A 16840-nucleotide genomic window follows, 5' to 3' on the forward strand; every position below is an offset into this window, starting at 1 on the left:
CAAAGAGCCAAATCAATGGTTAATAATCAAGCAGCTTAAGGCAGCGCCATTGGGCTGTAAAGCCCAACACTCTATTTTTCTACCTCAATAAACCTTGATTACGCTACGCTGCATCAAGGCTACGAATTGTTTCTCAACAACAAACTGTTTAAATAAAAACCCAATAGTGCTATAATAAACCCAAGCAATCCAAACCTTCTAAACCCAGGGCTGTTATGAAACTACAAAATCTTAATTCAATTAATATGTTGGATTACTATATTGATGAACAATCCAAACAAAAAATACAGCATTTATTTAAATCTGTTTGCCCCAAAAAAATAATGTTATATTCGGCTCTTATTGTGGATAGGAGTAAAAACAGAAAAGGTGAGGACACAAAAGAAATTTCATTACGAATAATTAATGCGTATATAAAAAAACAGGGTGGAATAAACGTAATCGTTCCTTCGATTCCATGTAGAAAAGATATCAAGACGGATACACTGAGTGTCACCGAAGGCAATGATAGCTATTATAACTTGCTGAGAAATGTTACCAAACATTGGTACCCTAAACTAAATATTCGCTGTAAATCAGTGACAATAAGTGAACAGGAAAGAATTGCAGGTGTTCAGGAGCTTGCAAAAATTGAGGATAAGGATAGCTGGTTGCTCTCTGATATGCCTGAGTTTGTGTTTAGACCTCGCACAACACTTCCCAAAGGTTCTATTAATTTGGACAAACCACCGGTGCAAGTGAGTCGCACAACCCCACCCATCAGTACAAACTCAAGTACGAGTCCGTCGCCTGTATCCACGCCATCCTCTCAAACTGCCAAAAGAAAAGATCTTGAAAGCGAACCCGCTGGCCCAGTATGGAAAATAACCAGAACAACAGCGCCTTCGTGTCCTGCTAGTACCGAAATGCAACCGATGCAAGTCACACCGGGGAATAGGAGCCTCTCGACGAATCAATACCAGAGCGCTTCGCAGGACCGAGATGCGTTGATGCTCACGCAGACAACAATTTTTGCTCATAATTTGATAGAATACCAATCAGTTATTAGAGATCGCGAACGCGCATTGGCTCAAAAAGAAGCTGAGCTACAAAGACAATCACAAACACTCAATCAGCTCCTGCAGCAACTTACTCAACAGCAGGAAACTCTGGCTCAAACGCTTGCAAACCAAACGACAAAAGAACAGGAATTAAGTCGAAAAGAAGCTGAACTGGAACAGGTAAATCAGCAGCTTATTCTAAATCTGTCAGAAGTAGTTAAAATACAAGCGGATCAAAAAGAAAAAGAACAGAAACTAAGTCAAAAAGAAGCTGAATTAAAACAGGAAAATCAACGGCTTATTCAACTCCTGAAAGAAGTAGTTAAAACACAAGCGGATCAAAAAGCAAAAGAACAGGAATTAAGTCAAAAAGAAGCTCTTCTGGAACAACGTCAAAAAGCAATAGAAGAGAAAAAATCGCCTCATAGTCCGCGTATGTTTAAAGCCCCGGTGCTTGACGCAGAGGATGAAGAGTCTGCTCATAAACTAATCGAATTTACAAGTGTTTCGCCTTAAGTAGGTTGGGTCGTTGACCCAACAATACGCTCCCTCAAGTCAAGACCAATTCACAATTTAAAATCGGTAATGCCAGGTCAAACAACCCCAACTTTAAGGGCCATTTCGAGTTTGGCAATGACCTCATCAACCGGCACCAGTTTCATTGTATCAGGGCCGTGAGCGTGCGTGCCCCACACGTTTGTTGTTTCAGTTTTGTTTAACACGGTTTCTACTGCCTGGGGATAATAATCTACAGCCAGGTGTCGATAAAGATATGGACCTGAGACATTTGCACTGGTTACTGCATGCAACGCGACAACCGGAGTGCCGACTGCGGTTGCCATATGAGAGGGACCTGTATCCGGGCAGAGCATCACGGATGCTTCACTGATTAAGGCTAATAATTGCTTTGGTTTGGTTTTGCCAACCAAATCCTTACAACTGACCTGGGAAAGAATGGCATTTGCCAATTCCCGATCGTAATCACCAGGACCGCCAGTTAATACCACATCCATGCCTAATTTTGTCTGGGCATGCTGAATAACTTCGACATAGCGCTCTACTGGCCAGCTACGCTCTGGCTTACTGGCTGCCGGATTAACCAGCAATACAGCATTTTTTTCATCGAGATGGCTGCGAGCCCAGTTGCGATCGGTTTCAGAAACAGGAAGATTCCATTGAATCTGTTTATTTTCAATTCCGAGCTTATCGGCAAACCGTAAAAACCCATCCAGAGTATGATCATTACCTGGCTCAATCGTTTCTTTGACAAACCAGCCATGGCCATCTTTAGCCCGTAGCCGATCATAACCAATTTTGCGCCTGGCGCGGATAAGAGGATAAAGCAGATTGGCTCTGAAACTTGCCTGGGGAGCCAGTAAAACATCATAGTGTCGACCAGCCATTTGTTTTTTAAAACGCCAGTAATCTGCCAGGGAGTCCGGTTTATTGATTACAATAAATTCAACGCCATCCATCCCTTCGACCAAATCATAGGCCGGCCGCGAAATCACCCAGCTAATCGCCGCTTCTGGAAAGCTTGCCTGCAAAGTGCGGATCAGAGGAACAAGCATCAGCACATCGCCCAGGGCTGATAGACGAACAACACAAATCGATTTAATCATTTTTTTTCAAAATATAACGTGCGCCGCAATAAGGACAAACTTCGGTATCAGTTTTCCCAAGCGGCAGGTATACTTTGGGATGGGCATTCCACAATGCCATCTCGTCAGTCGGACAACATAATGGTAAATCCTGTGGCTGAACGATATAAACTTTTTCAGCACAGGCAAGTTGTTTCTCACTTTTACTCATGGATAAACCTTTACTGTTAAAACTGTCCGCTATTATCGATCATTTTCGCAATAATCGCCACGATTTCACGCGGGTTTTGCATCTGATCGCAGGCAATATAATGAACATCGGTCCAATGGCGCAACCAGGTTAGCTGTCGTTTTGCCAATTGCCGGGTCGCCGCTATTCCTTTTTCCATAAACGTTGCGTGATCATAATCGCCATGCAGGTATTCTATAGCCTGACGGTAGCCCACACAGCGCATGGAGGGATAATCTGACGTCAACTGCCATTTGGCAAGCAAATGCTCCACTTCAGCCACAAAACCCTGCTTAATCATTTGCTGAAACCGAATCGCAATTCGCTGGTGCAACCAGGAACGTTGTTCAGGAAACAGGGCAAAATTAATAAATTTCATTGGGTTGTTTTTTTTCTGCTCCGCCAAATAGGCGCTTAATGGCTTTTCAGTCAGGTAGTAGACTTCCAGCGCACGTTGAATGCGCTGGCTATCATTGGCATGAATGCGAGCGGCAGAAATCGGATCCAGCTTTTGTAACTCGGCATGCAGCTGCAAAAGTCCCTGACGCTCGATTTTTTCGGCCAGTTGCCGGCGTAATTGTTCATCAGCCTCCGGCAGTTGCGACAAGCCCTGCTGTAGCGCATTAAAATACATCATCGTTCCGCCAACCAGCAGCGGGATTTTACCGCGCTGCTCAATTGACTGGCAAAGCGCCTGCGTATCCTTGCAAAACTGCGCTGCTGAATAGGTTGCAGGCGGATCAAGAATATCGAGCAAATGGTGGGGCGCCCTGGCTAACTCCTCTTCACTGGGCTTGGCGGTTCCAATATCCATTTCACGATAAATCATTGCGGAATCGACGCTGATAATTTCAAATGGGAAATGCTCGACCAGGCTGCAGGCAAGATCAGTTTTTCCAGCGGCAGTAGGTCCCAGGAGACAAAAAACGGGTTTAGGCATTAAAAACTTCCATACAGGCTTGTAAATTCAATGGTTTCATTAAGGACGGCAATCGGCCTGAACTCTGCAGATAAGCAAGCGCTTCCTGTTTTTCAGCTGCCGTCAGATTGCTGCTCACACTATATTGCACCAGTAAAAGGAGCACATCGTCAATGGCAGGCGTTGGTATTGTATAACAGGCAGCAAAAAAATCAGCTAACGCCAGGTTGGGCGTACATGCGGGCAAGGTTATAATTTTCAGGGCATGGCCATTCAGGGTGGTATCAATGCCGATATTTTGCCATACACATTGCCATTTTGCATAATTCACAGCAATATGCTCCGGCAATTCAAACTGCAATGGAACTAACAATGGCCGCCTGGTGAATGGGATAGCCGTCGCTTCAAGCATTTCCTGCAATAAGTGTTTTTTCACCGCCGGTACGTCAACCAGATATGGCTGTTGCTCGAGAAAAACCAGGGCAAAACGTTCATTCAATATCCGCCAGTCAACGTATTCATTATTGCTCGCAATCGGCATGGTATATTGGACCGCTGATTTTGGCATTACAGCAGGCCGTGGCTCCCGGATTTCATAATGTCTTTCAGCAACCGGCTGATATTCAGGTACTTTGTCGCCGCCAGCAATAACAGCACGGAGCCGCGAACAGATAAAATCATGGATAAGCCTTGGCTGCTGGAATCTTACTTCATGTTTGGTGGGGTGCACGTTAACATCCACTTCGCCCGGATTGATCGTTAAATACAGCAGGCAAGCCGGATGCCGCCCCGGATAAAGCAAATCTTCGTACGCCTGTTTAATCGCATGGTTAATCAATTTGTCTTTTACCATCCGGCCATTGATATACACCCACAGCTTGTCGTTCTGACTACGTTGATAATCAATATTGCTGATCCAGCCTTCAAGCCTCATACCAGCATGTTCGCTATCAATTGTATGTGATTGCTCCATAAACGGCTTTCCCAGGATACGGGTAATTCTGAGTATTCGCGATGCGTCATCAAGCGCCGCCGGCAAATGCAATTGCCGCTTGCCGTTATGGGATAATTCTATCGCGATCCGGGACGCACTCAGCGCGAAACGCTTGACGACATGCTCAATAGCCAAATACTCAGCACGCTCCCCTTTCAAAAATTTTTTTCTTACCGGCGCATTATAAAAAATATCTTTCACATCAATCGTGGTACCCTGGTTTCTGGCACAGGGTGTAAGGATAATGTCATCGTTTTTGCTTTCAAGCATCATACCGTGAGGCTGACAGTCCGGTTTCGAAGTAATTGTGAGCCTTGCAATTGATGCGATACTCGCAAGCGCTTCGCCGCGAAACCCCATGCTGCTTATTGAATACAAATCCATCAGGTTTGAGATTTTGCTGGTTGCATGGGCGGCTATCGCCAGTGGTAAATCTTCCGCCATAATGCCATGGCCGTTGTCGCTGATGCGAATCTGATTCAACCCGCCATATCCCAGCTCAATAATTATGGCATCAGCCTGAGCGTCAAGCGCATTTTCAAGTAATTCTTTGACAATTGAAGCAGGCCGCTCAATCACTTCGCCGGCAGCAATCTGGTTAGCGACTGAATCAGGAAGCCTTTTAATTCGCATTGGCTACCCGGGTAGTTTTGTTTACCATTGCCTCAATGTAGGTACCATGCGGCGGATATTCCCAAAAATAGTTTTTCACACCCTGGAATACTGCTTGCGTTAGCTTAACCTGATAATAAGGACTGGTCAGGTTGCTTTCTTCACGCGGATTGGAAATAAACCCGGTTTCGATAAGAATTGACGGGATATCAGGCGATTTCAGCACCATAAACCGCGCTTGTTCAACTTTGTTATTATGCAGGCTGGTAATGGTATCAAGATTACGTAATACCCTGTCACCCATTCGCAGACTGGCGCCGATGGTTGCAGTTTGCGACAAATCGATAAGAACCGTGCGAACCAGGCCGCTGTCATCGTCGAGGCCAGACAGATTCACACCGCCCAGCTCGGAATAGTTTTCTTTTTCCGCAAGCCAGCGTGCAGCTTCACTGGTCGCGCCGCGTTGCGATAAGGCAAACACTGAAGCGCCATTCGATTGCTGGTTAATGAAAGCATCCGCATGAATCGAGATAAAAATATCACCGCCATACTTACGGGCAATATTCAACCGGTCGCGCAGACCAACATAGTAATCGCTATTTCGAGTCAATACCGCTTTCATGCCTGGCTGCCGATCAATGATTTGCTTTAATTTAAGCGCTATCGCAAGCGTTACGTTTTTTTCCAGCGATTTACGGGGACCGGTTGCGCCAGGGTCTTTACCGCCGTGGCCAGGGTCAAGGACAATCACCACATCCCTTAACGCTTTTACCGGGATGCGGCGCTCAGGTATCGCTGGCGGCGCGGTTCTTTTATCCGCTTTACCCGCCAACTTTACTGGAGCAGCTGCCGCCTTGAAACCTGCCGAAGCTGACAGGTCAAGCGCAAATGCGTGTCCGGCGTTATTTCTTGCTGAATTGCCGGGTCGAACCATCACGGCGTCTGTGACTTCAAAAACCAGGCGTAAAGTATGATCATTGGGATAACCACTGCGGATATTTTTAATCAATTTGTTATTCAGCTTTAAGCGATGCAGATCAAAAGCCAGATTAGTATTTTCAAAATCAACCACAACACGATCAGGATTTGTCAGAGTAAACGCTTTATGAGCAACTGCAGTATCAAAATCAAAATAAAGCGAAATCTTGCCGCTATCCTGTTTAATCTGGACTGCCTCAAGCCGGGCAGCAGCCACTGTAGTAGTAGCTGATAACAATATCAAGAGCCAAAAGAAGAGTGTTCGTAAATTCATTGTTTACTCACCAGGCATGCCAAAATTTTTTCGCCAATCGCAGACGCGGCGTCAATTTTTAGTAGTCGTCCATTACCCTGCATTGTTAACGCTAAACGCAAGTCCGTTTCTGCCAGAGAGTAAACTGCCCGCTCCGGCCATTCCAGACAGCAAACTGCACTGTCATTAAAATAATCCCTGAATCCAATGTATTCCAGTTCGGCTTCATCTTGTATACGATACAAATCAAAATGATGTATATGCAAGTTTTTTATTTGGTAGCTCTCTACTAATGAAAAGGTAGGGCTTTTTATCGCGCTGGTCACACCCAGCGCCCGCAGCATGGCTCGGATAAGTGTTGTTTTACCAGCACCGATTTCACCGGCAAACGTTATCACTGCCGGCGCCTGCAGGCAGGCAGCCAGAACGGTTGCCAATTGGTTAGATGCGTCTTCATCCGGCAATTCAATTTCCAGAGTCATGGATTCACCAACGTACGTAAGTAAGGCATCAGATCACTGGCAATCAGTCCGCGCTCCCCGCCTTTATGGCTCGCCAAATCCCCGGCACGAGCATGCAGCCACACACCAAGTTTTGCAGCCTGATTCAATTGCATCCCCTGTGCTATCAGCCCCGCAATCACTCCGCTTAGCACGTCGCCCATGCCCGCACTAGCCATACCTGGATTGCCAATAGTACAAACATGCAGCGAGTCATCGTCACAGGCGATGAGCGTACCGGCACCCTTTAATACGACATTGCCCCCATAACGATGCTGAATTTCCGCGGCAGCAGCATAACGGTCACTTTGAATATCTTGAGTTGCGCAACTTAACAAACTGGCCGCTTCTCCTGGATGCGGCGTCAGTACCCAATTATCATCATGTTGTGGCATTCCTGCTAACAGACGCAACGCTGAAGCATCAATAACCATGGGCAGCTGGCAGCTAATCACCTGACTGAAAAGATCAATAGCCCATTGATCGATACCAAGTCCGGGGCCAAGGACGCATACAGTTGCTTTTTCCAGCAAGGGCAGAATTTGACTGGCGTCTGTCAAACCGTGAATAATCGCTTCCGGCAGTCCAGGTACAATATGATTTGCATGGGCTTCTATGGTTGCAATACTGACCAGACCGGCTCCTGTCCGTAATGCGGCATTGGCAGCAAGACATACGGCCCCTGGCATGCCCGGACCACCGCCAATAATCAGCACATGGCCAAAGTCGCCCTTATGGCAGTTTCGCTTTCTTGGCTGCAGATTTTTTTCAGCAATCTGATCGTCAATCAGGGTTGCGATTGGCTGAAAATTTCTGGCTGTCTGTAAATCGATTCCCAAATCATTGCATATTATTTGCCCGCAATAATCCGGGCCATCGAGTGTGACAAGGCCGGCTTTATACGCAACAAATGTTGATGTGACGTCCGCAATCACACAGGTACCCATGACTTGTCCGGTATCGGCATTCAGACCGGAGGGAATATCAAGCGCGATTACAGGCGTATTACTGCTGTTAATCAGATTAATAGCTGCCGCCAGCGGGTCGCGAACATTGCCAGTCAAGCCTATACCCAGTAAGGCATCAATGATGACATCAGCATCAATATCCTCCCATTGCTCAATCGGAACACAGGGAATACCGGCGCTGATTGCGGCCTGAGCCTCAGTACTAGCCGCTTCTGGCAAAGCTTCGAGTGGTTTGTAATAGTTGATGGTGACATCATAACCCGCTTTAAACGCCAGACGTGCGAGAACATAACCATCACCGGCATTATTACCGCCGCCACAGAAAACAGTTATTTTTTGGGCGGAAGGATACAGCTGTTTTAAATTATTAAATGCCGCTAATCCAGCTTCATACATTAACTCCTGTTCAGACATCCCAATCTGGCTAATTGCATAGCGCTCCAGGGAACGTATCTGGCTGGTAGTACAAACAGGAACGGTTAATGTCATATTGGGGCATATCCTCAATTGCATTTATAAGCAGAGTGCAGGTTAGGCCATCTGGCCTAACCATTTTTGCCGGGTCGGAACGGCCAACCTGCTAATCTTCTTTTTTTACCAAAGTCAGCGCTGGGCGTAATTTGGTTTTTGGCGGTTGCGTTGTCGGCGGCGGCGTCGGCTCGTTATATTCATCGCCAAACTCCATGCCTCGGCCATTCTCTTTCGCATAAATCGCCAATACGGCAGCAGGTACTACAAAAATCTGGATAACAATTCCTGAAAAGCGGGCCGTAAATACTATACGATCGTTTTCAAGATGCAAACCGCGACAAGCCAGCGGTGAAATGTTTAATACGATTTTACCGCCATGAACGTGCTCCTGCGGAACCTGAACGCCAGGATACTCCGCATTGACCAGAATATAAGGCGTCATATTATTATCGACTACCCAGTCATAGATCGCTCTTATCAGATAAGGTTTGTTAGAAGTCATTGTCATGATCAGGCAGCTCGTAATTGTCTCTCAGCCTCAGTCAGGCTTGTTTGGAAAGAATCCCGCTTGAACAGCCGTTGCATATACGCATTCAGCGCTTTTGCCTTTGCCGGAATTTCAATCCCCAGTTGGGGCAAGCGCCACAATAAAGGAGCAAGCGCACAATCCAGCAGCGAAAACTCTTCGCTCAGAAAATAGGGTTTGTCTGCAAATACCGGCTCAAGGCTAATCAGGCTTTCCTGAAGATATTGGCGAGCCAGCTCAACATCATTACCGGCTTTAATTTGCAGCATTAATTCGTACCAGTCTTTTTCAATACGGTGCATCATCTTGCGGGCTTCAGCGCGTGCGACCGGATAAACAGGCAGTAAAGGCGGATGAGGGAAACGCTCATCAAGATATTCCATAATGATCCGCGCTTCGTAGAGAACCAGTTCGCGATCAATTAAGGTAGGTATGCTGCCATAAGGATTAATGGCCAACAGTTCATCGCTCGCTTCCCCTTGGCGGGCTGGCAGAATCTCAACATTGACTCCTTTCTCCGCAAGCACTATACGAACCTGGTGACTATAAACATCATCGCTATCAGAATACAATGACATTATAGTTCGCTTCGCAACAATAGCCATCAGCTACTCCTCATAATCGTTAAGCCACATACTAATCAGCATGCCAAAATGACGTAGTCTACCACAATTTTAATCCGGATTTCGTAATCAAAAAATATTTTTTTGTATCAAGCCAGGGGTACTGACCTAAGTTAAGGATACTGTCATTCCCGCGAAGGCGGGAATCCATCTCTCAAATTGGCGCTTTACCTTGTTTGATGGATGGATCCCCGCCTTCGCGGGGATGACAGAGACTGTTCTTCTGCCAGTATATTTTTTTCAATCCATAACACAAAATCAGGAAGAAACATAAAAACCCAAGCACCCAGCCGCCCAGGCGATAACGTATCAATTGATCAGGCTCGCTGGTATAAACCAGAAAAGTCACCAAATCCTGTAAAGTGCGATCAAACGCCTCAGCTGACATCTTTTCCCTACTGCCCGGATCAATTAATGGTTGCAAAATATTGGGCATGGCCACATCGGGAATCAAGTGATTATTCGCCCCAAATGGCCGCGATTGATCGCCATAAAAACTCTTCAAATAGGTATACAGCCAGGAAGCGCTTCTGACTCTGGCTATCAGTGATAAATCAGGCGGCGCCACGCCAAACCATTTTCTGGCCTCTGAAGCGGGCATGCTGATCTGGATGGGATCAGCAATTTTTGCGCTGGTGAAGATCAGGTTGTTAACCAGCAAATCGTCATCTACTTCACCAGTAAAGGTAGTCAGGCCCAAATCGCGAGCCATGCGATTATAACGCAAATAACGCAGCGAATGACAGCCAGAGCAATAATTCATAAAAAACTGCGCGCCGCGTTGTAATGCCGCTTTATCATTGACATTGATTTTAACTGGCAATAGTGAAACCGAACCCGCACCAGAAGCACTAAGTATCGTACTGACAAAGGTCAGGATTAATGCAGTCAGCAATTGCCTTACCTTCATCGTGTTATCCTTGCCGGTACGATTTTATGCGCTTCAATCCGGCTATAGACGGGCATAAGTAAAAAATAACCGAAGTAACCAAAAGTACAGAATTGTGCGATTATCAATCTGGCAGGCGTCATGGCGACTGTGCCCAGATATCCCAGAACCATGAAGCAGATGATCATCACTGCCAGGGCAATTTTAGACAAATTTCCTTTATAACGAATGGATTTTACCGGACTGCGGTCAAACCACGGCAATAGCAGCAAAATTACGATTGCAGCGCCCATGGTTGTGATACCAGAAAATTTGCCTGGTATAGCCCGCAACATGCTGTAAAAAGGCGCCATATACCATACTGGCTTGATTAAATCAGGGGTTACCATGGGATTTGCCGGAATAAAATTGGCATGTTCCAGAAAATAACCGTTCATTTCGGGAGCGAAAAAAACTACAGCAAAAAACGCGATTAGAAATACAGCCAGGCCGACCAGATCCTTGACTGTATAATAAGGATGAAAAGGAATGCCATCGAGCGGTTTGCCGTTACTGTCAAGCTGATTATTAATCTCAATGCCTTCAGGATTATTAGAGCCGACTTTCCGTAAAGCGACAATATGTAAAAAAACCAGAATCATAATCAGAATGGGGATACCAATCACATGCAAGGCAAAAAAGCGCTGCAAGGTTGGATTGCCGACGTTATAGTCGCCTCGAACCCAGGCGACAAGCGTGTCGCCAACCACAGGAATTGCGCTGAATAAGGATGTGATAACCTGAGCGCCCCAGTAAGACATTTGCCCCCAAGGCAACAGATAGCCGCAAAACGCCTCCGCAATCAGTAAAATAAAGAGCGCCATCCCTAACAACCAGACCAGTTCCCTGGGCTTTTGGTAAGAGCCATATAGCAGGCCACGGAACATATGGAGATAAATCACAATAAAAAATGCCGAGGCGCCCGTTGAATGCATATAACGAAACAGCCAGCCATAATTGACATCACGCATGATGTATTCAACCGATGAAAACGCCTCTTTGGTAGACGGGGTATAAAACATGGTCAACCATAGCCCGGTAATCAGCTGGTTGAACAGGACAAACATGGCGAATGCTCCAAACAGATATAAAAAATTCAGGTTTTTTGGAACGTAATATTCGCTAAAATGATTCTTCCAGGTACTGATTAATGGAAAACGCTGATCCAGCCATTTTATCAAAGTCCTCATACTGCTTGTCCTTGTTGATTCTGGCCGATAACGATTACTTTTTCGCTGACAAAATGGTAAGGCGGCACTTCGAGATTAATTGGAGCCGGTACGCCTTTAAATACTCGCCCAGCCAGATCAAAGGTGGAGCCATGGCAAGGGCAGTAAAAACCGCCAGGCCAGTGCGGGCCGATTTCATTGACTTTTGGGGTGTATTTGGGCGAACAGCCAAGATGGGTGCATATACCGACTAATACCAGATATTCCGGGTTAATCGAACGATATTGGTTGCGGGCATATTCTGGCTGCTGCGCAACTAACGACTCCGGATCACGCAATTGCTCTTCACTGCTCTTCAGTTGCAGCAACATTTCCGGGGTACGGCGAATTATCCATACCGGTTTGCCTCGCCATTCTACCGTTACTTGCTGGCCAGGTTCGATATTAGTTAAATCCACTTCAACCGGCGCGCCTGCGGCCTGTGCTTTCGCACTGGGTAACCAGGAGGAAACAAAAGGCGTTAAGGCACAGGCAATTCCGACGCCCGCCGCAATGGTGGTCGAAGCCAGTAAAAACTTCCGCCTTTGCTCATCAATGGGATCATCAGATAATGGTTCCGGAGAGTTATTCTCAAGTTTATCGGTCACAATAATTTACTCGGCATAAAAACTGATTATAAACTTACTCAAGCTTCACTTCACCAGATTCAGTGAAAAAATTAAATGTGGTTTTGTAATACCTGGTAAATACTAAGTGGGGTCAAACAACCTACTCGCTTTGCAAACGTAGCCTTGATGCAGCGAAGCGTAATCAAGGTTTTCATATGCCGATTCGTAGACTGGTATTAGACAACTAAAATTAGATAATGTTGGGTCGGGCGACCCAACATATAATAGAACAGATTAACGTTTTGAGTACTGAGTAGCGCGACGTGCTTTGTGCAGACCGACTTTCTTTCTTTCAACACGACGTGAGTCACGAGTCAGCAGACCGCGTGCACGTAATTTTCTGCGGAAAGAATCAGCAGCTGGTTCAGCATCTTCTGCCAAATCATGCTCATCATATTCAACCAGTGCGCGTGCGATACCTAAACGTACAGCACCAGCCTGGCCAGAAATACCACCACCAGTAACAGTAACGTAAATATCAAATTTACCAACCATATCAACCGTTTCGAGAGGCTGACGCACAATCATGCACGATGTTTCACGGCCGAAGTATTCTGCCAATCCACGGTTGTTAACTTTAATTTCGCCTTTGCCAGGGCGCATAAACACACGGGCAGATGAGCTTTTTCTGCGGCCAGTGCCATAGTATTGCTGTATTTCAGCCATAATACTTATTCCTCAATCTCAAGTTGCTTGGGTTGCTGTGCTGCATGTGGATGCTCGCTGCCAGTGTAAATTTTCAGCTTGCGATACATCTCTCTACCCAATGGATTTTTGGGGAGCATGCCTTTCACTGCCAACTCAATGATACGTGCAGGGTGCTTTTTCTGTAATTTCTCAAAAGAAACAGATTTGATCCCGCCAGGGAAACCAGAGTGACTGTGATACATCTTCGCTTTGGTTTTACGACCAGTAACAGTTACTTTCTCCGCGTTGATAACAACGATGTAATCACCGGTATCCACGTGCGGGGTATATTCCGCTTTATGCTTGCCGCGTAAACGTCGGGCAATTTCAGTAGCAAGTCGACCTAACACTTTGTCGCTAGCATCAACTATGTACCAGTCACGTTTAACTTCGTGAGCTTTGGCGCTAAATGTTTTCATTAATTAACTCCGTACCGCCTCTTAAAATTTGGTAATCTTCAATCTTGGACGGGCGATTTTAACCAAAACTGCGACAACCTACAAGTAAATTGCAATAAAACTTGCAGGGAAATTTATAATTTACTGAAAATTAACATTTAATTTTCCAACAGTAAATGCTTAACAAGCTGATTATTAATCAAATGACTGGTTATAATTTCATCAATATCAGTGGTTGAAGAATAGGTGTACCAGATTTGCTCCGGGTAAATTACTATACATGGCCCCAAACTGCAACGCCCAAGACAACCTGATTTGCTAATTCTGATTTTTCCCGGCCCATGCATATCGAGCTCAAGCAGCCTGGTTTTCAGATAATCAAAGTATTCTGTACCGCCTGAATTGGCGCAACAGGTTTTGCCGGGCGCTTTCTGATTGGTACAGAGAAAGATGTGTTTTTGGTAATGCTGATTCAACGACTCGATTTCCTGTGTAAATTTTTATTATATTTTATCGCCCTCTCCCCAACCCTCTCCCGATACGGGAGAGGGTGCTTTCAAAGAGAGCTTTCAAATTACCAACCTGCTATTTTTTATCTTCAATCCGGGTTTTTAATTTTAAACCTGGCTTGAAGGTCACTACTCTTCGCGCTACTACCGGAATTTCTTCGCCGGTCTTGGGGTTACGTCCAGGACGCTGGCCCTTGTCGCGTAAAGTAAAATTACCAAAACCTGACAGTTTGACGTTTTCGCCATTTTCAAGGGCGTAACGGATGGCCTCAAAAAACTGCTCAACCATTTCCTTTGAATCAGCTTTTCCGATACCCAACTCTGCAAACAGACTTTCAGCAATCATAGCTTTACTCAGTGCATTCACGATTATTCCCTCAATGTTATGGAAAACTGTTCTTCCAGTACTTTGATTATAGCACTAATTACGTCATTGATCTCATTGTCAATTAATGTGCGTCTGGCATCTTGTAAAGTAAGCGCCACCGCCAGGCTTTTCCTGCCATCAGGAATATTAACGCCGGTATAAACATCGAATACTTCAAACGATTTCAACCACTCCGGCACCACAACAGAACGAACCGCTTGCTCAATTTGGGCAAAACTGACAGTATTGTCAACCAGGAAAGACAAATCACGCCTGATTTGCGGGAAGCGGGAGATTGGTTGATAACGCAGATTTGGCTGTTCAAGCAGGCTCTTCATACGCAGCTCAAAAAGCACAACCTCATCCGTTAAATCCAGCATCTCCGCAATGCGGGGATGCAGCACGCCGCACCAACCGGCAAATTGGCCAGCAACCAGAATCTGTGCCGATTTTCCAGGGTGCAGCGCAGGATGAGACTGGCTGACAAATTCAACCTGCTCCAGTTTCAAGGCATGGAAAAGCGCTTGTAAATCACCTTTGGCATCGTAAAAATCGTACTTACGGGTATTTTCATTCCAGCTTAACCCATTACATTCACCAGCCAGCAAACCAGCTATCGCAGGATGCTCCACCAGTTGACCCTGCTGCATCTCAAACACTACACCGTTTTCAAAAAAGCGGATTGCGGTCTGTTGCCGATGAATATTGTGAATCATCGAGGCAATTAATCCGGGCCACATACCGGTTCGCATTTGTGATAACTCTGACGAAATCGGATTTAATAATGTCAATGCGTCACTGTCTGGATAAAGCGCCTGTTGTAATTGCGGATCCACAAAACTATAACTGATCGTTTCATGATAAGCACGTGCGGTAAAAAATTGATTAAGGCGCATTGCCAGCTGTTCAACCGGGTTAATAACGCCCGCTTGCAGTTGGGTGATCATGATATCACCAGGAATTTTGTCATAGCCGAACAGTCGAATGATTTCTTCAATTAAATCGACATCGAGACGGATATCAAAACGATGGCTGGGTACTTGTACCTGCCAGATGGGCGCAGATGCATCCACAGTCATTCCCAGGCCGCTCAACATGGTGATCATGACATCGGAAGTAATTTCCAGTCCGGTCAGTTGCCTGACTTTCTCCGGTTTAAATGAAACAACTGTTTTTTCAGGCATATGTTCAACTGCAGTGGCGGTTGTAACAGGACCAGCCTGCCCCCCTGCTATCTGCAGAATCAATTCTGCCGCCCGCTCAATTGCCTTGACAGCCAGTTCAGAATCAACGCCGCGCTCAAAACGCTGGGATGAATCAGTAAATAAGCCATAACTGCGCGCGACACCAGCTATTGCAGGCGGCGCAAAATAGGCGCTTTCAAGGAATATAGTTGTTGTTTTCTCAGTAACTGCACTTGCCAATCCACCCATAACACCAGCAAGAGCAAGCGGTTGGTTATCATCCGCAATGACCAATACGTTTTCTTTCAAGGTTATTGTCTGACCGTCCAGCAACTCAAGTTCTTCATTATTACCGCCGTAACGGACGGTGATTCCCCCCTGAAGAGTATCAAAATCAAACGCATGCAAAGGCTGGCCAAGCTCGAGCATGACATAATTGGTAATATCAACAATGGCATTAATTGAACGAACACCCGAACGACGTAAACGCTCCCGCATCCATAACGGTGTTACACCCTGGGGATTAACCTGGCGGATTATCCGACCGCAATATTGTGGACACGCCTCAACAGCCTGAACTGTGACTGTTTTTTTATCATCGATTACCGGTGAAATAGCATTAATGGCTGTTGCAGTAAGCGGCGTATGAGTTAATGCTGAAATTTCACGCGCGATACCGAGCACGCTTAAACAGTCAGCGCGGTTAGGCGTAAGATCAACATCGAACACATTATCATCTAACAGCAAGTACTGGCGCAGCTCCATACCAACTGGCGCATCTTCATCAAGCTCCAGGATACCCTCTGAGCTGTCCGTTAAACCAAGCTCAGTCGCCGAACACAACATCCCCTGAGATAATTCACCACGTAACCGGGCTTCTTTGATTTCCAGTCCACCGGGCAACTGGGCTCCGATTTTGGCTAAAGCCACTTTAAGGCCGGCACGAACATTGGAAGCGCCGCATACAACCTGTAAACGTTCGCTACCAGTATTGACTTCACACACGGTTAATTTATCTGCTTGCGGATGAGCGCTGGTTGCAGTAACTTCAGCGACAATTACCTGCTCAAAAGGCCCGGCAACCGGACTTACCGAGTCAACCTCAAGCCCAGCCATAGTCAGTAAATCAGCCAACTGTTGTCCTGCAAGCGCAGGATTTACCCATTCCCTCAACCAATTTTCACTTACTTTCATTGTTAATACCGCCCCGTCAACC

The 16840-nt window shown here is 46.0% G+C and carries 18 protein-coding genes; 1 reads left to right on the forward strand and 17 read right to left on the reverse strand.

The genetic code is table 11. The features are described 5' to 3' along the window. Nucleotides 1-215: 215 nt before the first annotated feature. Nucleotides 216-1556, forward strand: a complete 1341-nt coding sequence (locus ACFORL_RS06790) for a hypothetical protein (RefSeq protein ID WP_382342381.1) — start codon at nucleotides 216-218, stop codon at nucleotides 1554-1556. A gap of 77 nt (nucleotides 1557-1633) precedes the next feature. On the opposite strand, the gene ACFORL_RS06795 is transcribed toward ACFORL_RS06790, so the two are convergent. From ACFORL_RS06795 to pheT, 17 genes are all read right to left on the reverse strand, one after another. Further along, nucleotides 1634-2662, reverse strand: coding sequence for a glycosyltransferase family 9 protein (locus ACFORL_RS06795; RefSeq protein WP_382342383.1), 1029 nt, complete (start codon nucleotides 2660-2662; stop codon nucleotides 1634-1636). Further along, nucleotides 2655-2852, reverse strand: coding sequence for a zinc-finger domain-containing protein (locus ACFORL_RS06800; protein WP_382342385.1), 198 nt, complete (start codon nucleotides 2850-2852; stop codon nucleotides 2655-2657). The genes ACFORL_RS06795 and ACFORL_RS06800 overlap by 8 nt, the downstream gene beginning before the upstream one ends. A gap of 16 nt (nucleotides 2853-2868) precedes the next feature. Then, a complete protein-coding gene (gene miaA / locus ACFORL_RS06805; RefSeq protein WP_382342387.1) occupies nucleotides 2869-3810 on the reverse strand; it encodes a tRNA (adenosine(37)-N6)-dimethylallyltransferase MiaA in 942 nt (313 codons plus the stop codon). Beyond that, entirely contained in the window at nucleotides 3803-5416 is a 1614-nt protein-coding gene (gene mutL, locus ACFORL_RS06810) for a DNA mismatch repair endonuclease MutL (protein ID WP_382342389.1), read from the reverse strand. The genes miaA and mutL overlap by 8 nt, the downstream gene beginning before the upstream one ends. Continuing rightward, the gene (locus tag ACFORL_RS06815) at nucleotides 5406-6647 is read right to left on the reverse strand and encodes an N-acetylmuramoyl-L-alanine amidase (protein WP_382342391.1); all 1242 of its coding nucleotides are present in this window, start codon (nucleotides 6645-6647) and stop codon (nucleotides 5406-5408) included. The genes mutL and ACFORL_RS06815 overlap by 11 nt, the downstream gene beginning before the upstream one ends. Beyond that, the gene (gene tsaE / locus ACFORL_RS06820; protein WP_382342393.1) at nucleotides 6644-7108 is read right to left on the reverse strand and encodes a tRNA (adenosine(37)-N6)-threonylcarbamoyltransferase complex ATPase subunit type 1 TsaE; all 465 of its coding nucleotides are present in this window, start codon (nucleotides 7106-7108) and stop codon (nucleotides 6644-6646) included. The genes ACFORL_RS06815 and tsaE overlap by 4 nt, the downstream gene beginning before the upstream one ends. Beyond that, on the reverse strand, nucleotides 7105-8583 hold the full coding sequence (locus ACFORL_RS06825; protein ID WP_382342395.1) for an NAD(P)H-hydrate dehydratase: 1479 nt from the start codon (nucleotides 8581-8583) through the stop codon (nucleotides 7105-7107). The genes tsaE and ACFORL_RS06825 overlap by 4 nt, the downstream gene beginning before the upstream one ends. Nucleotides 8584-8674: 91 nt before the next feature. After that, a complete protein-coding gene (locus ACFORL_RS06830; protein WP_382342397.1) occupies nucleotides 8675-9073 on the reverse strand; it encodes a ClpXP protease specificity-enhancing factor in 399 nt (132 codons plus the stop codon). Nucleotides 9074-9075: 2 nt separating this feature from the next. Next, nucleotides 9076-9696, reverse strand: coding sequence for a stringent starvation protein SspA (gene sspA, locus ACFORL_RS06835; RefSeq protein ID WP_382342399.1), 621 nt, complete (start codon nucleotides 9694-9696; stop codon nucleotides 9076-9078). A gap of 172 nt (nucleotides 9697-9868) precedes the next feature. Beyond that, nucleotides 9869-10624, reverse strand: coding sequence for a cytochrome c1 (locus tag ACFORL_RS06840; protein ID WP_382342402.1), 756 nt, complete (start codon nucleotides 10622-10624; stop codon nucleotides 9869-9871). After that, complete coding sequence (locus ACFORL_RS06845; protein ID WP_382342404.1) at nucleotides 10621-11832, reverse strand: cytochrome b; 1212 nt, start codon at nucleotides 11830-11832, stop codon at nucleotides 10621-10623. The genes ACFORL_RS06840 and ACFORL_RS06845 overlap by 4 nt, the downstream gene beginning before the upstream one ends. Then, entirely contained in the window at nucleotides 11829-12458 is a 630-nt protein-coding gene (gene petA, locus ACFORL_RS06850) for a ubiquinol-cytochrome c reductase iron-sulfur subunit (RefSeq protein ID WP_382342406.1), read from the reverse strand. The genes ACFORL_RS06845 and petA overlap by 4 nt, the downstream gene beginning before the upstream one ends. Nucleotides 12459-12713: 255 nt before the next feature. Further along, nucleotides 12714-13145 (reverse strand): 30S ribosomal protein S9, encoded by a 432-nt coding sequence (rpsI, locus tag ACFORL_RS06855; protein WP_382342409.1) that lies wholly within the window; start codon nucleotides 13143-13145, stop codon nucleotides 12714-12716. A gap of 5 nt (nucleotides 13146-13150) precedes the next feature. Then, a complete protein-coding gene (gene rplM, locus ACFORL_RS06860; protein ID WP_382342411.1) occupies nucleotides 13151-13585 on the reverse strand; it encodes a 50S ribosomal protein L13 in 435 nt (144 codons plus the stop codon). 137 nt (nucleotides 13586-13722) lie between these two features. Further along, entirely contained in the window at nucleotides 13723-14040 is a 318-nt protein-coding gene (locus tag ACFORL_RS06865) for a (2Fe-2S) ferredoxin domain-containing protein (protein ID WP_382342413.1), read from the reverse strand. Nucleotides 14041-14149: 109 nt separating this feature from the next. Then, nucleotides 14150-14440, reverse strand: coding sequence for an integration host factor subunit alpha (locus tag ACFORL_RS06870; RefSeq protein ID WP_382342416.1), 291 nt, complete (start codon nucleotides 14438-14440; stop codon nucleotides 14150-14152). Between the two features lie 2 nt (nucleotides 14441-14442). Next, the gene (pheT, locus tag ACFORL_RS06875; protein ID WP_382342418.1) at nucleotides 14443-16818 is read right to left on the reverse strand and encodes a phenylalanine--tRNA ligase subunit beta; all 2376 of its coding nucleotides are present in this window, start codon (nucleotides 16816-16818) and stop codon (nucleotides 14443-14445) included. Between the last annotated feature and the right edge of the window lie 22 nt (nucleotides 16819-16840).

Source organism: Legionella dresdenensis, assembly GCF_042649825.1.
GTDB lineage: Bacteria > Pseudomonadota > Gammaproteobacteria > Legionellales > Legionellaceae > Legionella_C > Legionella_C dresdenensis.